Source organism: Pseudomonas sp. GM78 (genome assembly GCF_000282475.1).
In the GTDB taxonomy this organism is placed as follows: Bacteria; Pseudomonadota; Gammaproteobacteria; order Pseudomonadales; family Pseudomonadaceae; genus Aquipseudomonas.
The window spans coordinates 17,974-38,895 of the sequence record NZ_AKJF01000147.1; the positions used below are offsets into that span (position 1 = coordinate 17,974).

Sequence of the window (20,922 nt, forward strand, 5' to 3'; positions counted from 1 at the left end):
ACACTACCGAGAACACCCGAAATGACTTACCTGAAAAAAACCGTTGCGCTGCTCGCTACCCTGACCGCGCTATCTGCGTCCCTGTCGGTTCAAGCTGAAGAGTCTGGCGCCTTTGTTGAGCGTAATAAGACGCACAGCGAACACACCGTTAAAAGTTAAATCAAGCGCTCATCGAAATTTAGCTTTTACACGCTGAAGTTTTAATTCCGATATTTCATTGGCCATTGAATGCAGTCCATTCAATGGCCGACTGTGGAGAATGCAAAAGTGAATTCATCTACAACGGGAAAAGCGAGAGCATCGTTCCCATTAAAATCGGCACTTGGAAAGGGCGTGGCGGTGTCGGCGTTAAGCCTGGCGCTGGCAGCCGCCTTGACCGGTTGCGGTCCGGATCAGGCCAGCAATGAGCCAACGGCTCCCAGTGTCACGGTCAGCAAGCCCGTCAAATCAGTGATCACCGATTGGGACAGTTTTACCGGACGCTTCGAGGCTACCGATTCGGTGGACGTCCGTTCGCGGGTCAGCGGTTATCTGGAGAAGGTCGCGTTTCGGGATGGCGCCATCGTCAAGAAGGGCGACCTGCTGTTCGTGATCGATTCGCGCTCATTCCAGGCCGCCGTGGTCCAGGCTCAAGGCAAACTGGCCCAGGTGCGCTCCCAGCTGGCCCTCGCCGAGCAGGAGTTCGCCCGGGCCAACGTCCTGATCGAATCCAGAACCATCGCTCGCAGCCTTTATGACCAGCGCCTGCAAGCGCGTCAAGCGGCGCAAGCCGAGGTCTTGAGTGCTGAAGGTGCATTGAGCAATGCCAAGCTTGACCTGGAATTCACCCGGATCACCGCACCCATGAGCGGGCGAATCAGCCGCAAGCTGATCAGCGAGGGCAACCTGGTCAACGGCGGCAACAGCAGCGCGACGTTGTTGACCACCATCGTGTCGCTGGATCCGATCGACATCTACTTCGATATTGATGAGCAGAGCTACCTCAAATACCGTCGTCAGACCAATGCCAGCGCCAACCAGAGCCAGGTGCGGATTGCCTTGCCGGGTGAAACCGAGCCGAGCATGACCGGGCGCATGGACTTCATCGACAACCGCCTCGATCCATCGACCGGAACCTTGCGTCAACGGGCCCGCGTCAGCAATCAGGACCTGCAATTGAGTCCGGGGCAATTCGGTCGTGTGCAGTTCTCCAGCCAGGCGGCTTACCCGGCACTGCTATTGCCGGACACCGCGATCAGCGTCGACGCGACCCGCAAAGTCGTCTACGTGCTCAACCCGCAGAACAAGGTGGAAATTCGACCCGTCACCCTCGGCAAATTGCATGACGGCTTGCGCGAAATCTCCAGCGGTTTGCAAGAGCAGGACCGGGTGATCGTCGATGGCCTGCAGCGCGTGCGCGCCGGTGACACCGCCACAGCGCAGGACCGTGCGTTGGTTCAAGCCGGGAAAACCACAAAGATCGCGCAGGTGCAGCCATGAGCCTGGGGCGCACATCCATCGAGCAACCGGTGCTGGCGATTGTGCTGTCAATCGTCTTGATGATCATCGGTGGCCTGGCCTATCTGGTCTTGCCGACTTCCGAGTACCCGGACATCGCACCGCCCACCGTGGTGGTGACCGCGACGTACCCCGGCGCGTCGGCGCAGACCGTGGCCGAGACCTTGGCGATACCCATCGAACAGGAGGTCAACGGCGTTGAAGACATGCTTTATATGTACAGCCAGGCGACGTCCGATGGCAGCCTGAACCTGACCGTGACCTTCAAGAGCGGCACCGATGTCGACAAGGCGCAGGTGTTGGTGCAGAACCGTGTGGCGCTGGCCACGCCACGTTTGCCGGAACCGGTGCAGCGCAGTGGCGTGACAGTGCGCAAGTCTTCGCCGACACAACTGTCGACGATCTTCATCTCCTCGCCGAAGGGCACCTACGACCAGCTCTACGTCTCGAACTTCGCGATCCGCAGCGTCGCCGATGTGCTCAAGCGCATCGACGGTGTCGGCGACATCAACCCACTGGGTGCGCGCGAATATTCGATGCGTATCTGGCTCGATCCCGAGCGCGTGGCAGCTTTCAACCTGACCCCCGCCGACATCATTGCCGCCGTGCGTGCGCAGAACACTCAAGTGGCTGGCGGGGTGATCGCCCAGCCGCCGGTGGCGTCCCAGGCATTCCAGCCCAACCTGATATTCGAGGGCCGTTTGAAGGAGCCGGCCGACTTCGACAACATCGTCCTCAAGTCCGGGACTGCCGGTCGCCTGGTGCGTCTCAAGGACGTGGCGCGCACGGAAATCGCCGGGCTGGCCTACGTCAACAATACCTATTACCTGCGCAATCCGGCCATCGGCCTGCAAGTGCTGCAACGTCCGGGCGCCAATGCCCTGGCGACGATGAAGGTGGTCGAAGAGACCATGGAGAAAATCGGCAAGGACTTCCCCGAAGGCATCGAATACAGCATCGGCTACAACCCGACGGCGTTTATTGCCGACAGCATCGGGGAACTGGGCAAGACCATCTACGAAGCGGTGATTCTCGTGGTGCTGGTGATCATGGTGTTCCTGCAAGGCTGGCGGCCGTCGATCATTCCGATCCTGGCGATTCCGGTGTCGTTGGTTGGCACCTTCGCGGTCATGGCGATGCTCGGGTACTCGATCAACAACCTGACCCTGTTCGGTCTGGTGCTGGCGGTGGGGATCGTGGTCGACAACGCCATCGTGGTGGTGGAAAACGTAGAGCGGCATCTGGCCGATGGCAAGAGCCCGCTGGAAGCGACTATCGTCACCATGCAGGAGATCGGCGGCGCGCTGATTGCGATTACGTTGGTGCTGTGTGCGGTGTTCATTCCGACGGCGTTCATTCCGGGGATTTCCGGAGAGTTTTTCCGCCAATTCGGCATAACCATCGCGGTGGCCACGGCGATCTCGCTGTTCAACTCGGTGACGCTGTCGCCGGCGCTGGCGGCGATGATTCTGCGCCGCCATGAACCGGAGGCACATCATGCAACGAAAAGTGGCCTGTCCGGCTTGCTTCAGCGTGCGGCGGATGGTTTCAACAGCGGCTTCCTGAAACTTTCGTCCAATTATGCCCGCAGCGTACGCAACCTTGTGGCCCGAACACCGTTAATGTTGGCGATCTACGCCGTGCTGATTGCTGCCACTGCATATTTACTGGTGTCGACGCCCAAGGGCTTTATACCGATTCAGGATCGCGGTTACCTGGTGGTTATCGTTCAACTGCCGGACGGTGCTTCGCTGGAGCGGACCAACGAGATCTCCCAACAGATCGAAGCGATTGCCCTTGAGGTCCCGGGTGTGGACCGGGTGCCGACGTTCTCCGGCTTCTCGATGGTGACCGGTACAAGTTCATCGAACTCGGCCGGCTTGGCCCCGGTGTTCCAGCCATGGTCGGAACGCAAGTTGCACGGGTTGACATCGGACAGGATCGCCGAGGATTTACGCGAGCGTTTGAAAGTGGTCAGCGGTGCGACGGTCATTGTCGCCACGCCACCGCCAGTTCAAGGGTTGGGCAGCACCGGCGGGTTCTCCATGCGCCTGCAGGACACCGCAGGGTTGGGCACCGAAGCGTTGGCCAAAGCCACGGATGACCTGATTGCGGCTGCGAATGCCACTCAGGGCATGAGCGGTGTCTATTCACCGTTCTCGGCCAGGACACCCCAGGTGTTTGTCGAACTGGACCGTGAGCGCGCCGAAATGCTTGGCGTGCCCAGCAGCCAGATCAACCAGGCGATCGAGACGTACTTTGGTTCGTCCTACATCAACGACTTCAACCTCGTCGGTCGTACTTATCGAGTGACCGCGCAAGCGGACTTGCCTTACCGCGTCACGCCGCAAGATCTCGCCCGGGTCAAGGTGCGCAACGATGCCGGGCAGATGGTACCGATTGCCAGCGTAACCCGTCTGCATGAGGCGCTGGGTGTGGAACGATTCCCGCGTTACAACCTGTTCCCGACTGCCGAAATCAACGGCGACACTCTGCCGGGGCTGGGTTCCGAATTCGGGATCAAGACCATGGAGCGCCTGGCGAAGGAGACGCTGCCGGCCGGTATCACCTATCAGTGGACCGACCTCAGTTACCAGCAGACCACGGCCGGCAACATGGGGCTGTTGGTGTTCCCCTTGTGTGTGATCTTTGTCTACCTGGTGCTGGCGGCGCAGTACGGCAGCTGGAGCCTGCCGCTGGCGATCCTGCTGATCGTACCGATGTGTCTGCTGGCGGCCGCCGGGGGTGTGCGCATGATGGGCCTGGACATCAACATCCTCACCCAGATCGGTTTTATCGTGCTGGTTGGGTTGGCGGCGAAGAACGCGATTTTGATCGTCGAAGTCGCCCGGCAGCAGGAGAAGGAAGGGCAGGGCATCGTCGAGGCGGTGGTTGAAGCCTGTCGTCTGCGCTTGCGCCCGATCCTGATGACCTCGCTGGCTTTCGTCCTAGGTGTGTTGCCGTTGGTGATGTCCGAGGGCGCGGGTTCCGAGATGCGCCAGGCCGTGGGGGCGGCGGTGTTCTTCGGGATGATCGGTGTCACGTTGTTCGGTCTGTTGTTCACGCCGGTTTTCTATGTGCTGATCCGTCGCCTGGCCGGTGGTGAACGTCAGGCACTTGCTCAATCCATTCATTCTGAACAGGGCGTGGCTCATGAATAACTCTCTTCGCGTTTCAGGCGTGGTGCTGGGCGCTGCGCTGTTGAGTGCGTGTGCATCGCCTGTGATGCCGCCCAAGTCGGAGTTGCCGGCCGAACGTTTCGTCAATGCTCAAGCGGCGCAACCTGCCAGCGTGACCGATCATTGGTGGACGCTGTATCAGGATCCGCTGCTCGACCGTCTCGTGGTGCGTGCCGTGGGAGAAAACCTTGATTTGCAGATGGCCTTGGCGCGGATCGATGCCGGGCGTGCATTGCGCAACATTGCCGCCGCCTCGGGCAGTCCTCAGGTCGATTTGGGAGCCAGTGCGGCGCGGCAGCGGATCTCCGCTGACCAGGCCGGTTTCAGCGATTCGCTGATCACCGAACCGGTCTCGATCGGCTTGAGTGCCGCTTGGGAAATCGATCTGTTTGGTCGTATCCGCGAAGGCGTGCGTGCCGCCGACGCCGACCTCGACGCAACCGAGGAAGAGGCGCGGGGTGTGCGGGTGGCGCTGATCTCGGAAGTGGTCCAGGCCTACGCCGAGGCGCGCGGCCTGGAGGAGCGTTTGGCGATCGTCAAGCAAAGTGCGGCCAGCCAGGCCGAGACGTTGCAGCTGACCGAGCAGTTGTATGCGGCCGGCGACAGCCCGGAAGCGGACGTGCTTCGCGCCCGTTCGCAATCGGATTCCACCGCCGCCCAGGTGCCCGCGTTGCAACTGGACTGGCAACGCTCGCTGCATCGCTTGTCGGTGCTGCTGGCCCAACCGGCCGAGACGTTGTATCAGCAATTCAAGGACAACCCGGTGAAGGTCTCGAGCGTGTCGTTGCTGGACGCGGGTACGCCGGCGGATCTGTTGCGTCGACGCCCCGATATTCGTGCTGCCGAAGCGCGTTTGATTGCGGCGTATGCGCGAGTCGGCGTGGCCCAGGCGGACCTGTTGCCGCGCTTGAGTCTATCGGCAGCATTGGGCTCGTTGATTGACGGTGTGAGCGCTGCCAATCTGGCCAGCTCGACGTTCTGGCTGGCCGGTGTGAATGCCAGCGTGCCGGTGTTTGACGCAGGTCGACGACGCAATGTGGTTGATCTTCGGGATGCCGAGGCGCGGCAGGCGTTGTTGAGTTATCGACGCACTGTGTTGACGGCCGTTTCCGAGGTGGAATCAGCCCTGGCTGCTGCTCAACGCAATGCTGAACGGCAGACCTACCTGGCAAGTGCAGCCAGTCAGGCCAGCTCTGCTGCCGAGCAGATTCAGCGCGCCTGGCGAGCGGGGGAAACACCGTTTCTGGATGTGCTGCAGGCGCAACGGGTGCAACTGGCGGCGCAGAATGCGCTGTCCCGGGTCAAGACCGCGCAGTGGCAGAATCAGGCGGTGTTGGTGAATGCGTTGGGCGGCTGATCCCGCTGTAAATCCTTGCAGAAAAACCCCTGTGGGAGCGGATTTGCTCCCACAGGGGCATGCACTTCAGATTTTATCGATCGGCACGCCGTGGTTGTTCTTCCACATCAGCACCACGGCGCTGGCGATGACGGCGACCACGATCAGGTAGATGTTGAACATCCAGCCCATGTTCTCCGAGTACAGCCAGGTCGTCAGGTAAGAGGCGGTGCCGCCGAATACCGCAACGCCCAAGGAGATACACACGCCGAACATCCGGGTGCGATAGCGGGTCGGGATCTGCTCGGAAATCGATGCCGGTTTGCAGCCGGTAATGAACCCCACCAGCAACAGGCCTGCGGTTTGCGCGACCATCAGGGTCCAGGGTTCGCTGGAGATCAACCCCCACAACGGGAACAGTGTGGCGGCAATCCCGAGCAACGAAATCAGTGCGGAAATCTTCCGGCCCCATTGATCCGAGATCCACCCGGAAATCGGCAGGAATACCAGGTAAATGACCTGGGCAATGCAGCTCATGGTGAATGCGCTGCGCGGGTCCATGCCTTTGACGCTGATCGCGTAGATGGAGGCGGAGGTGACCCAGGTGTAGTAGGTCAACGTGGCGCCGGCCTCATAGAGGAACAAGCGGATGCCGTGTTGAATGATGGTGCCGCGACTCCAGGCCGGTTCCGCCGATTCGCTGCCGGCACTGGGGCTGTGTTCGCTTTCCATCATGTTGCGGCGTAACCACAAGGCAAACACGGCCAGCAGGCCTCCCGTGGCAAAGGGAATGCGCCAGCCCCATTCCTGCATTTCGCTGACGGATAACAACGAGGTCAGCAGCGCCATATAGAACGTCGCCAGCAACGATCCGGAACCGACTGCCAGGAACACCGTGCTCGACCACAGGCCCCGGCGCTTGGGCGGGGCGATTTCGGCGATGTAGGCATAGGACGTGGTGGTTTCGCCGCCATGGGCAAAACCCTGCACCAGCCGGGCCAGCAGCAGAAGTGCCGAGGCCCAGCTGCCAATGGCGTCATAGGAGGGAATAAAGGCAATCAGCAGGCTGGCACCGGCCATCAGCAGCATGGTACTGAGCAGCACCGTGCGTCTGCCCAACTTGTCGGCCAAGATGCCGAAAAAGATACCGCCGATAGGCCTTAACAGAAAACCGGCGGCAAATACCGCCAGGGTGTTGAGCAGGGCAGAGGTGGCATTGCTTTTATCGAAGAGTGCTGCGGCGATGTAGACCGAGGCGACGGTATAGATTGTCCAGTCGAACCACTCCAGCAAGTTGCCGACGCCGGTGGCCATCAAAGACTTTCTGCGCAGTGATGTACGAGTTGTTTTGGCCTGTCCGGTCGAGTAATCGGACATGGTCTCGGTGATGTTATTCATTGTTGGCTCCGAGATGTTTCATGAACCACGGTATGTGGTGAGGTGAACTGGTATAAAGCGAGGTCTCCAGCCAAACGAATTCCAGAGGTGGGAGCGAGCCTGCCCGCTCCCACAGGGGCAAGGCAGGGATCAGGCGTCGAGATGCGCCAGCGCCACTTCCTCGATCCCGGCAGCGTCAAGCTTGTAGTGTTCGTACAAGTGCGTCGGCGGGGCGATCAGGCTGTATTCGTCATAGATGCCGTGACGCTTGAGCTTGACGCCGACACCTTCGTCCGCCAGGACCTCGGCCACGGCAGCACCCAGGCCACCGAGCACGTTGTGCTCTTCGACGGTCATCATTCGTTTGCTGCGGGCAGCGGCGCGCAGGATGGCGTCGCGGTCGATCGGTTTGATCGAGGCCATGTCGATAACGCCCACCGAACGCCCTTCGGCATTCATTTTGCGAGCGGCGGCCAGAGCCGGATGCACGGTGATGCCGCAAGCGATGATGGTCAGTTCTTCACCTTCGAAGTGCTCATGCGCCTTGCCGAATTCGAATACCACACCGTCCTCGTAAACGATCGGGTCACGACCACGACCAATACGGAAATACACCGGTTTGTCGTAGGTAGCCGAGGCTTTGATTGCCGCCACCAATTGCGCACCGTCCGCGGGTGACACCACTGCCAGATCGGCAATCGAACGCATGGTGGCGATGTCTTCAGTGGCGTGGTGCGAAGTACCGTAGAAGCCCAGGGAGATCCCTGTGTGGTGACCGATCAGGCGCACTGGTTGCGCCGAATAGGCGACATCCATGCGAATTTGCTCACAGCACAGCAGGCCGAGGAACGAGGCGAAGGTCGCCACGAACGGCATCACGCCACAAGTCGCCAAACCGGCTGCCGCAGTGACCATGTTCTGCTCCGAAATACCGAATTGCAGGTAACGCTCGGGGTAGCGACTGGCGAATTTGTTCAGGCCGTTGGAATACTGCAAGTCAGCTGAGCCTGCCATCACCGGGTAGCCGGCCTCGGTCAGTTCAATCAGCGCATCGGACAGGTACGAAAGGCCCGGGTTGAGTGCATTGAGGCCACGGTACTGCCAGGAATTAGGGGAAAGAGGGGCGTTCATGTTCAGATCTCCATGGCTTCAATTTCAGCGATAGCGCGTTTGGCGTCTTCCGGGTCGAGGTAACCGAGGTGCCAGCCGGGTTCGGTTTCCATATAGGAAACGCCTTTGCCTTTGACGGTCTTGGCGATGATGCAGACCGGTTTGTCACGGGTTTCGTCGGCTTTTACCCGCCGCAGGGTTTCGGTTACTTCGGCGATGTTGTGGCCGTCGATGACATGCACTTCCCAACCGAATGCCCGCCATTTTTCGTCCAGCGGTTCGATGCCGATCACGTCGTCGACTTCACCGTCGAGTTGGAAGCCATTGCGATCGACAATCGCGATCAGGTGCCTGGCCTTGTGATGGGCCGCGCTCATGGCTGCTTCCCACACTTGGCCTTCCTGCATTTCGCCGTCTCCGAGCATGACGAATACGTCGTAGACTTCGCCTGTGAAGCGCTGGGCCAGGCACATGCCCAGGCCACCGGAGAGCGCGTGGCCGATGGAGCCGGAAGAGAAGTCGATGCCGGGTACTTTGCGCATGTCAGGGTGATCGCCCAGAGGGCTGCCCAGGCGGGTGTATTCATCGAGCCACTGCTTGGGGAATACACCAAGGTCGGCCAGGATCGGGAACTGGCCCACGGCGGCGTGGCCCTTGCCCATCAGGAACCGGTCGCGGCCAGGCCATTTCGGTTCGTCGGGGCGAATGGTCATCACGTCGTAATACAGTGCCGAGAACAATTCAGCGGCGGAAAACACCGAGGTGTAATGGCCGGTCTTGGCGATTTCGATCAAGCGGATGGTTTCCAGGCGAACGAATTTCGCCCGTTCCTTGAGCTTGATAACCGTCTCGGTGGAAGGCACAAAATTGCTGGCTTTCCACTGTTCTAGCGTTTTGCGGGGCGTAGACATCTCTACCTCCAGATCACAGGCATGAAGTTGTTGAAGTTGAATCTCAGTGGCGGGGTTTGAACTTCAACGGGGTGGTTGTGGGTTCATTTTTAGAGGTTTCATCGAGGGCTCAATGACTCAACCCTTCGAGCGCGCGCATCGCGGCGATCAGTTCATCGCAGGTCAGTGCAGCGCCTGAGCCCGAGACAAAATTGCGCGCGTGCGGGGCTTTCAACGTAGGTTCGGCAACTTGCCTCAGCAGGGAGTCGTCAACCTGGGGCACACCCAGTTCTTTCAGGTTGCGGGGCAAGCCGATGCGTTGATAGAAACCCAACATATCGCCCATGAGTTCGGCGTCGCGGTCTTCCAGCACCAGCTGCACCAGCAAGCCATACGCCACTTGCCAGCCGTGAACCTGCTGTTGAGCGCCGGGAATTTTCGACAGGCCGCGGGTCATCGCATGGGCGATGGACAGGCCGCCGCTTTCGAACCCCAGGCCGCTCATTAACAGCACGGCTTCGATCAAGTGATCGAAGGCGACCGTCACCTCGCCGGTACCGGCCTGGGCCAGCGCCGGTTCGGCGTATCGACGAATGACGTCATAACACTCGCGCGCCAATACCAACCCGGACAGTGCCGGGCGAGCGCCAAACATGTTCACGCCGCCGGACTCGTAGCATTGCTCGGCCTCGAACTTCTTGGTCAGGGCATCGGCGATACCCGCCAGCAGAAACGGGCGCGGTGCCTGGGCAATCAGTCTGGTGTCGACCAGCACATAACGCGGGCTGACCAGCAAGTGACCCACTTCGCTCAATTGATGATGGGCGTCGTAAACAACGTAGTTTTTCGAGGTGGGCGCGTCGTTGGAAGCCACGGTGGGCATGGTGATCAGGGCTCGGCCCGAGGTGTGGGCGAGGGCTTTGCCGGCGTCGATGCACTTGCCGCCACCTACGGCAAGGATCATGTCGAAGTCGACGGGCGCGGCGGCGGCTCTCAGACCCGCGATGCCGTCGGCGGTTATCTCGCCGTCGAAGTTGATGTAGTGCAGCTCGACTTCAGCCTGGGCGCAGGTGTCATCGAGTCGTTGGCGGATCAAGCCCAGCACATGGCTGTCGATCACCACTACGGCCTTGCGTCCGCAGTGCGCCAGATAAGTACCCGCTTGAGCGAGCACTTCAGTGCCCTGGACGTAGCGTCCGGGAGAACCGAAAACCAGATTCATACAGTACCTCTCACTTCACTGCTTATTGTTGTTCGAGGCTTGGCGGGAGGTCGCCGAGCACACGCTCTTGTTATGATGCATGATATATCATGTTTTTAGGCGGTCAAGCACTCAATCGACGAGATGGCACTCAGGCGATGGAATACCCGCCGTCTACCGGCAGCGTGGTACCGGTCACGTAGCGCGCATTGTCCGACACCAGGAAGGCGATCACATTGGCCACGTCTTGCGGTGCGCCCCAGGCTTTCATAGGGATACGCGCCATGATGCCTTCGGAGCGCGTCGGGTCTTCAAAGGCGCGGCGCGACAGGTTGGTGAGAATCCAGCCCGGCGCGACGGCGTTGGCGCGTACGCCAACGGCCGCCCAAGCCACGGCCATGCAGCGGGTCAATTCGCTGATGGCGGCTTTGCTCGAGGCATAGGCGGGGGTCTTGGCCGAGCCGAAAATCCCCCACATCGAGGCGAAGTTCACCACCGCGCCGCGCGCCGCCTTCAGGCCGGGCAGGGCGGCGTTGGTGATGCGCAATACGGCGTTGAGGTTAACGTCCATCACCCGACTGAAGCCTTCCAGCTCCCATTCGCGGTTGTGATCAATGATGCCGGCGGCGTTAACGATGGCATCGACCCGATCGAACTGCGCGAAGAAGTTGTTCACGGCTTCGTCGCAGGTCACGTCGAGTTCCTGGTAATGAATACCTTCGACCCGTTGCTCGGGTTCGCCGAGGCCGATGGTGTATACGTCGTAGCCGTCGGCGAGCAGGCGTTGTGCCGTGGCCAGGCCGATCCCGGAGCCACCGCCCGTCACGATTGCAGTCTTTTTCATGGTTGTTCCTTGTGCGTTGAAGGAGGGCGTCTTAAACACCGGTTTTGGAAAATAGAAACTCGGCCAGCAGATCGATCTGGCCGGTGATCATGTGCGCGCCTTTGTGGATGACGCAGCCACGTTCGGCCGCGGCGCTCAGTAGCGGCGTGATGTCCGGGTTCATCACCACGTCACCGACCACCGTGCCGGGGGCCAGGGTTTCCACGGGCAGCGGCAACGGGTCTTCGGCTTTGAGGCCCAACGCAGTGCCGTTGATCACCACATCAAAACCATTGGCGTCAGCGGGCCCGGCAGTGACCTGCCGTGCCGGGAACATCTGCCGCAGTTCGGCGACCAGCTCCTGGGCTTTACCCGGCGTACGATTGCTGATCACCAGCGCTTCGATATCTTCGGCCAGCAAGGCGTGGGCAATGCCGGTTGCCGCGCCTCCCGCACCGAGCAGCAGCACTCGTTTGTTGCGTAGGTCATGGCCCTGTTTTTTCAGACCGGCAATGAAACCGTCACCATCGAACATACGCCCGCTGAAGCGTCCATCCGGCAACCGTTTGGCTACGTTGCACACGTTCAGCAGGCGAGCGGTGCCTTGCAGTTCATCGCACAATTTCGCAACCTCCAGTTTGTGCGGAACGGTGACGATCACCCCCGCGAGGTTTTCAATCCCGCGCAAACCTTCCCACGCCTTGGCGAGGTTGGCCGGCGACACTTCCCAGGGCACCAGCACGCCGTCATGGCCGAGACGTTCCACTAACGGGTTGAAGAACTCAGGGGTGCGCAGGTGTTTGGCGGGGTAGGTCAGATGAACCACGACCCGGGTTTTACCGCTGATAGGCATTGGATGCTCCTCCGTTCAAAGGGTTGGATGAGGTACCGGCGACGGGCAACGCGAGGCGTCCCAGAATCATGTCGGCGGCTTTTTCGCCGATCATGATCGACGGTGCGTTGGTGTTGCCGGAAATCAGGTTGGGCATGATCGACGCATCGACCACACGTAGATTGAGCAGGCCACGTACACGCAGCTCCGGATCGACCACGGCCATGTCGTCGGTGCCCATCTTGCAGGTGCCGACCGGGTGGTAGACGGTCTTGGCGCGTTGACCGATATAGTTCAGCAAGGCTTCATCGCTGCGCACGTTCGGCCCCGGGAAGACCTCTTCGCCGGTGTAGTCGCGCATTGCCGGCTGCGCGAGAATTTCCCGCGCCAGATTCAGGCCCTTGATCGCTACGCGGCGATCTTCGGGGTGAGCGAAATAACGCGGGTCAACCAACGGCGCCGCGGCGGCGCTGGTCGAGGCCAGGCGAATATCGCCACGGCTCATCGGGCGCAGGACGCAGGTATTGATGGTTGCACCGGGCTTCTTGATCGTTTCCTGGTCGAGGTCAAAAAATACGATCGGCACAAAATGCATCTGCGCGTTGGGCCGCGCCGCGGCGTCATCGGTGTTGACGAACGCGCAGGCCTCCGTGACGTTCGAACTGACGGGGCCGCTGCCAAACAGTAAATACTGCAGCCCGTTCTTGACCGTGTTGAAGGCGTTGTCCTGGCCGTAGTAACCGTACTGGCCGTGGCAGTAGGCGATGGTTCCGACTTCGGCGTGGTCTTGCAGGTTCTGGCCAACACCGGGCAGGGCGTGGAGTACCGGAATGCCATGGCGTTCAAGTTCTTGCACGGGACCGATGCCCGAGAGCATCAACAGCTTCGGTGACTGGATGGCGCCAGCGCTGAGGATCACTTCCTTGCCGCTTCGAACCTGCAGCACCTGGCCTTTATGGGTGTATTCAACCCCCACGGCTTGATTACCCTCGACCAGGATGCGTTGCACCGTCGCATCGGTGATGACGGTCAAGCGTTCGGAGTTCTCCGCCGCGCGCAAATACGCCACGGCCGCGCTGCAACGGCGATTGTTACGGGCGGTAATCTGGTTGTAGCCGACACCGTTCTGGCGTTCGCCATTGAAATCCGCGGTGAACGCAATCCCGGCCTGCTGCGCGGCACGCACAAACCCACGGGATAACTCGCACACCTGCTTGAGATCCGAGACGCCCAGCGGACCACCGGTGGCGTGGTAGCGGTTATCGAAGCGTTCGTTGTCTTCGGCGCGTTTGAAGTACGGCAACACTTCACGATACGACCAGCCATCGCAACCGCCGCTGGCCCAGTCATCGTAATCCTCCTGCTGGCCGCGTATGTAAATCAGCGCGTTCACCGAACTGCCACCGCCCAGCACCCGCCCCTGAGGCAGGATGCGTGTGCGCCCGTCCATAGCGCTTTGCGGTTGGGTTTCATGGCGCGACAGAAGCGGACTGGACAACAAACGGGTGAACCCGGCAGGGATGTGAATCAACGGATGAGTATCGCGAGGACCCGCCTCAATCAGCAGAACCGAGGCGCCGGCCTCGATCAGTCGACCGGTCAGCGCGCAGCCCGCGGAGCCGCCTCCAATGACAACGTAATCGTGCATGCCTTTCTCCGAACAGTGTTGTTCTTGTTTTCATACATCATATATCTTCGATCCCCCCAAGCGTCAATCCCGGGTTTTGGATGTCGAGGTTTGCTTGAAAAAGCTGTTGCTGGCTAAAAATAAAATATGATATATCATCGATCCGTCGAGGGATCACCTCTCGCAAACGTCCTCAAAGCAATAACAAAAAGCCTCCACGACGAGGCCAGGATGACGATGAAATGACCCAAATATTTGCTGCACCCGGCCGCTATATCCAGGGCTACAAGGAGCTCGATCGACTGCACCGGCATGTAGCCTGGTTTGGTCGGCGGTTGCTGGTAATTACCACTCAGGGCCGTTTCGACAGCCTGAAACAAACGTTGAGTGTCAGCTTCGAGAGCACCCGCACCGAACTTCACTTCGGGATTTTTACCGGCGAAGTGACGCGCCAGGAAATCCAGCGACTCACCGCACACATGCACGGCCTTGATTGCGACGGGGTGATCGGCATCGGTGGCGGCAAGGTGCTCGACGCCGCCAAGGCTGTCGCCAATCAGGCCAAGGTGCCGCTCTGTATCGTGCCCACCATCGTTTCCAATGACGCGCCCACCAGTTCGCTGTCGGTGCTGTACACCGAGGCGGGCGCGTTTGACGACGTGCTCTTTTATGAACGTAGTCCGGACGTGGTGGTGGTCGATACCTGGATCATTGCCCAGGCGCCAGTGCGTTTACTGGTGGCCGGAATGGGCGATGCGCTGTCGACCTACTTCGAGGCGCGGACCTGTGTGCAGGCGCACCGTGACAACTTTCTCGGCAACGCGGGTGCCGGGATGACGCAGGGCAGTTCCGGTGCCAAAGCGACACTGACCTCCATGGCGATTGCCGAGCTGTGTTATCGGGTACTGCTGGAAGATGGCCTGCAAGCCAAACGCGCCGCCGAACACCAATGCGTGACCAAAGCCTTCAACCGTGTGGTGGAGGCCAACGCGTTGATGAGCGGTATCGGTTTCGAAAGCAACGGCGTTGCGACTGCCCATGCGGTGTATTGCGGGTTCAGTGAACTGGGCAGTCGGGCAACGATGTATCACGGCGAATACGTGGCGTTCGGCACCCTGGTGATGTTGGTACTCGAAGGTAAATCCAGCCGTGAACTGGATGCTGTACTGAGGTTCTGCCTGAGCATCGGTTTGCCCGTGACCTTCGAAGACCTGGGCCTGGCCGACATCACGGCGCACGAACTCGACAGTGTGGCACGCACCGCGGCCGACCCCAACCAGACCAGCAAGGTCGAGCCGTTCGAAGTCACCTTCGATGAAATGAAAGCGGCGCTGATCTGCGCCAGTGACCTTGGCCAACTTTATAAAAAAGGCGGGTCGTTGCTGGCCGGCTGAAGCCGCTTGCAGCGCATCCCCACAATAAAAGGTGATCTGATGAAAGCATTTCAGGCAAGTCTGCCACTGACCCTGGATTTCGAAGTCGGGGCGATCAAGCGCATGGGTGAGAAGGTCAAGCCGTTCGGCAAAAAAGCCTTCCTGATGGTCGATCCGTTTCTGCAAGGGAGCGACCTGGTGGCGCAAATCACCGGTAGTTTCGTCGAGCGCGGCATCGGGTTTATCGAGTTCTACGACATCGTGCCCAATCCTCGACACACTACGATCGATCGTGCCGTCGGGCTGGTTCGCGATGCCGGATGTGATGTGGTGGTCGCGGTGGGCGGTGGCAGTGCGATCGACTCGGCCAAGGCCGTGGCATTGGTCGCTGTTCACGGTGGCAGTTGCTGGGACTACACCGAGCGCCTGGGCGAAGCCGTTACCCGCCCGCAAAGCCGAGGCCTGCCCCTGCTGGTGGTGCCGACCACTTCCGGCACCGGCACCGAAGCGACGCCTTTTGCGGTGATCAACAACCCGGAACTGGGCCTTAAATGCGCCATCGTCAATCCGTTCATCTACCCCGATGTGGCGTTGATCGACCCACAGGTTCTGGTGTCGAAGCCGCCGAAGCTGACCGCGTTGACTGCTGTCGATACGTTCTGCCACGCACTTGAGGCCTACATCAGCATTCACTGCACGCCCTGGGTGGAGATGGTGGCGTTGGAATCGATCCGCTTGTTCGCGGCCAATGCCCTGCAGTGCGTGGAGCACGGCGATGACCTGGAAGCTCGCGCACGCATGGCATTTGCCTCGACCCTGGGCGGCATGGCCATCGCGAGTGCCGGCGTCACGGTGTCCCATGCCCTGGGCCAACCATTGGGGGCCATGACCGATGCGCCCCATGGTGGCACCGTCGCGGCCAGTACCCCTTATGTCATCGATTGGACCTTGCCGGTATGCACCGACAAATTCGCCCGGGTCGCGGGGATTCTCCAGCCGTCAACGCTGAGCTTGTCCGAGAGCGCCCGTGCCCGGCGTTTGCCGGACATCCTCAAAAGGCTGTTCACCACGTTGGGTGTCTGCGACACCTTCCAGAGCTACGGTTTACGCCCTGAGCAGATCGACGACTTTGCCCAGACCGTCTGGACCAGTTTCAACCAGGACCTGGCGTGTCACCCGAAGAAGATCAACAGTCAAGAGGAGGTCGCCGAAATAGTGAGGATGTGTTTCTAACTGAAGACTCTGCAATGCCGTTCTGAAGACAGTGTTTCACCGACGGGGCAGTTCGGTCGGCGGGATTCTGCATGCTCGAAAAAACTAAAACCAACAATAAAAACAGTTTCGGGAACACCAGGAATGACCAAAAAAAGAACCATCGTTGTCGCCGGACTTTTAAGTGCCTGTGTATTACCTGGCGCGCACGCCGCCAGTTACTCGCCGAACAACTTCCTGCTCGGAGACTGGAACGGCGAGCGCTCCCGCTTGCATGAGCAGGGCGTGGATTTTCAGCTGACCTACGTGAATGAACTGGCCTACAACACCCAGGGTGGCGAGAAGCACAAAGGCACTTACAGCGATCAACTGATGTTTGACAGCAACTTCGATTTGCAGAAGTTGTTTGGCTGGCAGGGTGCGAGTTTCCGTATGACGTTGAGCAATCGTAACGGCGAAAACCTCACCGCCGAAGCCGGGACCAACACCTTGTTGGCCGCCCAGGAAATCTACGGCTACGGCAGCGTGACCCGGCTGGTGCAGTTCTATTATCAGCAAGCGCTTGTGGATGATCGGTGGGTGGTGAAGCTGGGGCGCTTGCCCATGAGTGGCGATGTGTTTCCGTTTTCCTGCAAGTTTCAGAACCTGACGTTCTGCGGTACGGTGCCCGGCTACATCACACCGAACTGGTTCACCTGGCCGGTCAGCCAATGGGGGGCGGCGGTGGCGGGCAAGCTCACTGATGAGCTGTCTCTCAACGCCTCGCTATACCAGGTCAACCCGCGCTTTACCGAAAACGCCCAAGGGCTGAATTTCGGCAGCCCCTCGGGCACCACCGGTTATCTGGCCGTTGGTGAACTGGCTTGGGCGCCAACCTTGAACGGCTTGCCCGGCACCTACCGGGCGGGTATCTGGCGCAATACCGGCGACTTCAATGATGTCTACCACGACGTCAACGGCCAGCCCATCGGCCTGACCGGCAATGCACCGCAACAGCACGATTCGGCCAGCGGTTATTACGCGTTGGCCGAGCAAAGGGTGTACCAGGACCCGGGTAACAGTGCCCGTGGCCTGACCCTGTTTGCCAACTTCATTCAATCGGACCGCGACGTGTCCTACGTGGAAAAAGTCTTCCACATCGGTGCGTTTGTCAGTGGACCCTTTGCCGCGCGCCCCCAGGATGAAATCGGTTTGGCGATCGGGCGCCTTGAAGTGAATGAACACTCCGCCAAGCGTATCCGCCAGGCCAATGGCTATACCTCGGCAGCGCCGGATACCGAATACCCGATGGAGTTGTACTACGGCATCAGCGTTACTCCGGCCCTGACAATGCGCCCCAACGTGCAGTACGTCAGCAATCCCGGCGGGTTCAGTGGAGACAAAAGCGTGGTGGTGTTCGGGTTGAAAACTGAAGTCAGTTTCTAACTCATCAAGCGGATACAACGAATAAAGATGTGAATAAAACCCGTTGAATCAGGGCCTTACTTTGTCTGTGATTTTAATGGTGCATCATATATCTAGATCGGGCGCCTACGCCTGAAACAACAACAGGAGACGCAACAGCATGAACACTCTCGTTGATTTCGCTGCGGTCCAGCAGCGTGTCGCCGCCCTGAACCTGCCGGGGAAAGCTTTCATCAATGGCCGTTTTGTCGATGCTCTGAGCGGCCAAACCTTCCCTAATATTTCTCCGCGTAACGGCCGTGTGTTGAATCACGTCGCGTCTTGTCAGGCCGAAGACGTCGATGTCGCCGTCAAGGTCGCCCGGCAGGCATTCGACAGTGGTGTGTGGTCGCAACGGGCACCCAAGGAACGCAAGAAAGTCATGCTGCGTTTCGCGACGTTGTTCGAGCAGCACATGACTGAACTGGCCTTACTCGAAACCCTGGACATGGGCAAACCGGTGTCCGAAAGCAGCGGTTTCGATGTGCATGCCGTACTTGAGTGCCTGCAGTGGTACGCCGAGTGCTGCGACAAGGTCTACGACGAAATCGCCCCTTCCGGTCCCGGTGCGTTGGGCATGATCACCCGGGAGGCCATTGGCGTAGTGGCGGCCGTGACGCCGTGGAATTTCCCGATGCTGATGGCCATGTGGAAAGTCGCCCCAGCGCTGGCGATGGGCAACTCGGTGATCCTCAAACCCGCCGAACAGTCACCGCTGACGGCGCTGCGTATCGCCGAACTGGCCGCCCAGGCGGGCATTCCACCGGGGGTATTCAACGTGCTGCCAGGCTTCGGACCCACCGCCGGACGGGCGCTCGGGCTGCACATGGATGTCGATACGCTGGTATTCACCGGTTCTGGTGAGGTTGGCAAATTGTTCCTGCAGTACTCGGGACAATCGAACATGAAACGGGTTTGGCTGGAGTGTGGCGGCAAGACTCCGAACATTATTCTCAATGACTGCCATGACCTGGAAAAGGCCGCAACCACCGCAGCCAGATCAATGTTTTTCAACCAGGGTGAAGTGTGCGTGGCGCCTTCGCGGTTGATCGTCGAGCAAGGCATTCGCAATGAATTTGTCGCTGAAGTATTGCGGGTCGCGCGGACCATTGCCGTCGGCGACCCGCTCGATCCAGCCACGCAATTGGGGGCGATGGTCGATCGGGCCCAAATGGATCGGGTGCTCGGCTACATCACCAAAGGCAGTGAAGAGGGCGCGCAAGTCATCCTGGGAGGTGAGCGCGTGGGCGGGGCATTGGCCGACGGATTCTTCATCGCGCCGACGATCTTCGACAACGTCACCAATGACATGACCATCGCCCGGGAAGAAATCTTCGGCCCGGTGCTATCGGTAATCAATGCCCAGGATCACCTGGACGCCGTACGCATCGCCAATGACTCGCCCTACGGCCTGGCCGCCAGCCTGTGGACCAGCGACCTGAGCCGCGCCCATTCCATCATCCGTTCGCTGCGGGCTGGCAGCGTCTGGGTCAATTGTTTCGACGGCGGCGACATCACCATGCCCTTTGGTGGTTACAAGCAATCGGGCAACGGTCGCGACCGCTCGTTGCACGCCCTCGACAAGTACTCGGAACTCAAATCCGCCTGGATCGATTTGCAGGCCTGAGTCGTTAACGAGACACCGGTGCTGTGCACAACAGCACCCGCATCACCGATCAAAATCAGCGCACTGGAGAATAATAATCATGAAGCTGTCTGCTGTTCGTTCGATCACCACGTTCGCCTTGGCGAGCCTTATCGGCACCCACGCCTGGGCGGCGCCCAAGCATGAAATCTACACCTTGATGCCAAACACGGCGCTGTCGGGGGTGATTGACCCCGACATGCCGGATCGCACTGCAATCAACAAAGCCTTGCCACTGAAAAAGAAGGGTGAGCGTCTGCGCATCGGCTGGACCGAAATCACCCTTGGCAATCCCTGGTTTGTCTCGATGATCGACGACTCGAAAACCATCGCGAAAAAGTACAACTACGACATTGAACTGCAGGTGGCCGACAGTGATGTCGCCAAGCAGAGCGCCCAGGTCGACAACTTCATTACCCTGGGTGTCGACCTGATCGTGATCGACCCGACCGATGTGCAAGGTTCGGTATCGGATGTCGAGCGCGCGGTAGCGGCGGGGATTCCGGTGATCACCGTCGGAACCGCCCCGGACGCCCGGGCGCCGGTGATCACCACAAGCACCGGTAACCCGTATGGCAGTGGTTTCGAGGCCGGGCGTCATGTTGCGGCCAAGACCGATCCGGCCAAGGTGATCAATGCAGCGATGGTCATTGGCGTGATGGGCAATTCCACCTCCGAAAGCCGTCTCAATGGCATGATTTCCGGGATCGTCTATGCCCGTTCCCAGGAGCGGAAATTGGGGTTGTCGAAAGAGGACGCGATGCTCAAGGGCTTCAGACTGTTCCAGCAGGTCAAGGCCAAGGGCAGCTTCAGCTGGCCGGAAGGCGGTTTCAACGTGCTTGCCTGGGGGCGTGGTGACTGGACCGAAGAGGGTGGCCTGGCGGCCACGGAAGACATCCTCTCGTCTCAAGGTGACAAGCTCAATCTGGTCTTGGCCGAGAACGACTTCATCGCCATTGGCGCAATCAATGCCCTTGAAAATGCCGGCAAGAAAAACAGCGTGACGGTCGCCTCCGCTGCCGGCAGCTTTCGGGTGGCGCTGGACTTGATCAAGCAAGGAAAATTGCTGGTGACTGCCACCAACAGCGGTTCACAAACCGGTGTGGCCGCCATCGAGTTGATCCACCAGATGCTCGAAAAAGGACTGGATGCCAACAACCTGCCGCTGGCTTCCTATTTCCCGGTCACGTTGATCACGCCCGATAACGTCGATATCTACATCAAGGCCGACAGCTTGCCGCCATCCACCGACACCGTCCCGCCGTTCCGCTCCATCGAGCAGATCAAAACCGCGATGAAATGATTTCGCGGAACTGAATCGAGCTGTGGCCGCTGTGTAGAACTGCAGCCACAGCTCGTAGGGCGGCTGTCTATAGA

The 20,922-nt window shown here is 59.8% G+C and carries 16 protein-coding genes; 9 read left to right on the forward strand and 7 right to left on the reverse strand.

Translation table 11 applies throughout. The features are described 5' to 3' along the window. The first annotated feature begins 21 nt into the window (after positions 1–21). The 4 genes from PMI35_RS35005 to PMI35_RS08285 all read left to right on the forward strand — a co-directional run bounded on the left by PMI35_RS35005 (position 22) and on the right by PMI35_RS08285 (position 6,033). A complete protein-coding gene (locus PMI35_RS35005) occupies positions 22–159 on the forward strand; it encodes a hypothetical protein (protein WP_008063173.1) in 138 nt (45 codons plus the stop codon). A 174-nt stretch (positions 160–333) separates the two neighbouring features. Beyond that, positions 334–1,479: an efflux RND transporter periplasmic adaptor subunit gene (locus tag PMI35_RS08295; RefSeq protein ID WP_008063174.1), complete on the forward strand. Its 1,146-nt coding sequence runs from the start codon at positions 334–336 to the stop codon at positions 1,477–1,479. Then, positions 1,476–4,658: an efflux RND transporter permease subunit gene (locus PMI35_RS08290; RefSeq protein ID WP_008063175.1), complete on the forward strand. Its 3,183-nt coding sequence runs from the start codon at positions 1,476–1,478 to the stop codon at positions 4,656–4,658. The genes PMI35_RS08295 and PMI35_RS08290 overlap by 4 nt, the downstream gene beginning before the upstream one ends. Next, positions 4,651–6,033 carry an efflux transporter outer membrane subunit gene (locus tag PMI35_RS08285; protein ID WP_008063176.1) on the forward strand — a complete coding sequence of 461 codons (1,383 nt, stop codon included), beginning with the start codon at positions 4,651–4,653 and terminating at the stop codon, positions 6,031–6,033. Before PMI35_RS08290 ends, PMI35_RS08285 begins: the two co-directional genes overlap by 8 nt. A 66-nt stretch (positions 6,034–6,099) precedes the next feature. On the opposite strand, the gene PMI35_RS08280 is transcribed toward PMI35_RS08285, so the two are convergent. From PMI35_RS08280 to PMI35_RS08250, 7 genes are all read right to left on the reverse strand, one after another. After that, a complete protein-coding gene (locus tag PMI35_RS08280; RefSeq protein WP_008063177.1) occupies positions 6,100–7,410 on the reverse strand; it encodes an MFS transporter in 1,311 nt (436 codons plus the stop codon). 129 nt (positions 7,411–7,539) lie between these two features. Beyond that, positions 7,540–8,520, reverse strand: coding sequence for a transketolase family protein (locus tag PMI35_RS08275; protein ID WP_008063178.1), 981 nt, complete (start codon positions 8,518–8,520; stop codon positions 7,540–7,542). Positions 8,521–8,522: 2 nt separating this feature from the next. Then, positions 8,523–9,410, reverse strand: a complete 888-nt coding sequence (locus PMI35_RS08270; RefSeq protein ID WP_008063180.1) for a transketolase — start codon at positions 9,408–9,410, stop codon at positions 8,523–8,525. A 109-nt stretch (positions 9,411–9,519) separates the two neighbouring features. Continuing rightward, on the reverse strand, positions 9,520–10,611 hold the full coding sequence (locus tag PMI35_RS08265) for a glycerol dehydrogenase (RefSeq protein WP_008063185.1): 1,092 nt from the start codon (positions 10,609–10,611) through the stop codon (positions 9,520–9,522). A 130-nt stretch (positions 10,612–10,741) separates the two neighbouring features. Next, positions 10,742–11,434, reverse strand: coding sequence for an SDR family NAD(P)-dependent oxidoreductase (locus PMI35_RS08260; RefSeq protein ID WP_008063186.1), 693 nt, complete (start codon positions 11,432–11,434; stop codon positions 10,742–10,744). Between the two features lie 31 nt (positions 11,435–11,465). Beyond that, positions 11,466–12,266 (reverse strand): shikimate dehydrogenase family protein, encoded by an 801-nt coding sequence (locus PMI35_RS08255; protein ID WP_008063188.1) that lies wholly within the window; start codon positions 12,264–12,266, stop codon positions 11,466–11,468. Then, positions 12,250–13,893 carry a GMC family oxidoreductase gene (locus PMI35_RS08250; protein ID WP_008063190.1) on the reverse strand — a complete coding sequence of 548 codons (1,644 nt, stop codon included), beginning with the start codon at positions 13,891–13,893 and terminating at the stop codon, positions 12,250–12,252. The genes PMI35_RS08255 and PMI35_RS08250 overlap by 17 nt, the downstream gene beginning before the upstream one ends. Positions 13,894–14,114: 221 nt before the next feature. Between PMI35_RS08250 and PMI35_RS08245 the strand changes: the two genes are divergently transcribed. From PMI35_RS08245 to PMI35_RS08225, 5 genes are all read left to right on the forward strand, one after another. Then, a complete protein-coding gene (locus PMI35_RS08245; protein ID WP_008063192.1) occupies positions 14,115–15,266 on the forward strand; it encodes a glycerol dehydrogenase in 1,152 nt (383 codons plus the stop codon). 39 nt (positions 15,267–15,305) lie between these two features. Next, positions 15,306–16,478: an iron-containing alcohol dehydrogenase gene (locus PMI35_RS08240; protein WP_008063194.1), complete on the forward strand. Its 1,173-nt coding sequence runs from the start codon at positions 15,306–15,308 to the stop codon at positions 16,476–16,478. Between the two features lie 123 nt (positions 16,479–16,601). Continuing rightward, complete coding sequence (locus tag PMI35_RS08235) at positions 16,602–17,882, forward strand: carbohydrate porin (RefSeq protein ID WP_008063196.1); 1,281 nt, start codon at positions 16,602–16,604, stop codon at positions 17,880–17,882. 139 nt (positions 17,883–18,021) lie between these two features. After that, entirely contained in the window at positions 18,022–19,527 is a 1,506-nt protein-coding gene (locus tag PMI35_RS08230) for an aldehyde dehydrogenase (RefSeq protein WP_008063199.1), read from the forward strand. A 79-nt stretch (positions 19,528–19,606) separates the two neighbouring features. Next, positions 19,607–20,848 carry a sugar ABC transporter substrate-binding protein gene (locus tag PMI35_RS08225; protein ID WP_008063201.1) on the forward strand — a complete coding sequence of 414 codons (1,242 nt, stop codon included), beginning with the start codon at positions 19,607–19,609 and terminating at the stop codon, positions 20,846–20,848. The last annotated feature ends 74 nt before the right edge of the window (positions 20,849–20,922 follow it).

Coding starts and splice junctions, on each gene's coding strand:
- PMI35_RS35005 (WP_008063173.1), top strand. CDS start 22: ATGACTTACCTGAAAAAAACCGTTGCGCTGCTCGCTACCCTGACCGCG.
- PMI35_RS08290 (WP_008063175.1), top strand. CDS start 1,476: ATGAGCCTGGGGCGCACATCCATCGAGCAACCGGTGCTGGCGATTGTG.
- PMI35_RS08285 (WP_008063176.1), top strand. CDS start 4,651: ATGAATAACTCTCTTCGCGTTTCAGGCGTGGTGCTGGGCGCTGCGCTG.
- PMI35_RS08280 (WP_008063177.1), bottom strand. CDS start 7,410: ATGAATAACATCACCGAGACCATGTCCGATTACTCGACCGGACAGGCC.
- PMI35_RS08275 (WP_008063178.1), bottom strand. CDS start 8,520: ATGAACGCCCCTCTTTCCCCTAATTCCTGGCAGTACCGTGGCCTCAAT.
- PMI35_RS08270 (WP_008063180.1), bottom strand. CDS start 9,410: ATGTCTACGCCCCGCAAAACGCTAGAACAGTGGAAAGCCAGCAATTTT.
- PMI35_RS08265 (WP_008063185.1), bottom strand. CDS start 10,611: ATGAATCTGGTTTTCGGTTCTCCCGGACGCTACGTCCAGGGCACTGAA.
- PMI35_RS08260 (WP_008063186.1), bottom strand. CDS start 11,434: ATGAAAAAGACTGCAATCGTGACGGGCGGTGGCTCCGGGATCGGCCTG.
- PMI35_RS08255 (WP_008063188.1), bottom strand. CDS start 12,266: ATGCCTATCAGCGGTAAAACCCGGGTCGTGGTTCATCTGACCTACCCC.
- PMI35_RS08250 (WP_008063190.1), bottom strand. CDS start 13,893: ATGCACGATTACGTTGTCATTGGAGGCGGCTCCGCGGGCTGCGCGCTG.
- PMI35_RS08245 (WP_008063192.1), top strand. CDS start 14,115: ATGACCCAAATATTTGCTGCACCCGGCCGCTATATCCAGGGCTACAAG.
- PMI35_RS08240 (WP_008063194.1), top strand. CDS start 15,306: ATGAAAGCATTTCAGGCAAGTCTGCCACTGACCCTGGATTTCGAAGTC.
- PMI35_RS08235 (WP_008063196.1), top strand. CDS start 16,602: ATGACCAAAAAAAGAACCATCGTTGTCGCCGGACTTTTAAGTGCCTGT.
- PMI35_RS08230 (WP_008063199.1), top strand. CDS start 18,022: ATGAACACTCTCGTTGATTTCGCTGCGGTCCAGCAGCGTGTCGCCGCC.
- PMI35_RS08225 (WP_008063201.1), top strand. CDS start 19,607: ATGAAGCTGTCTGCTGTTCGTTCGATCACCACGTTCGCCTTGGCGAGC.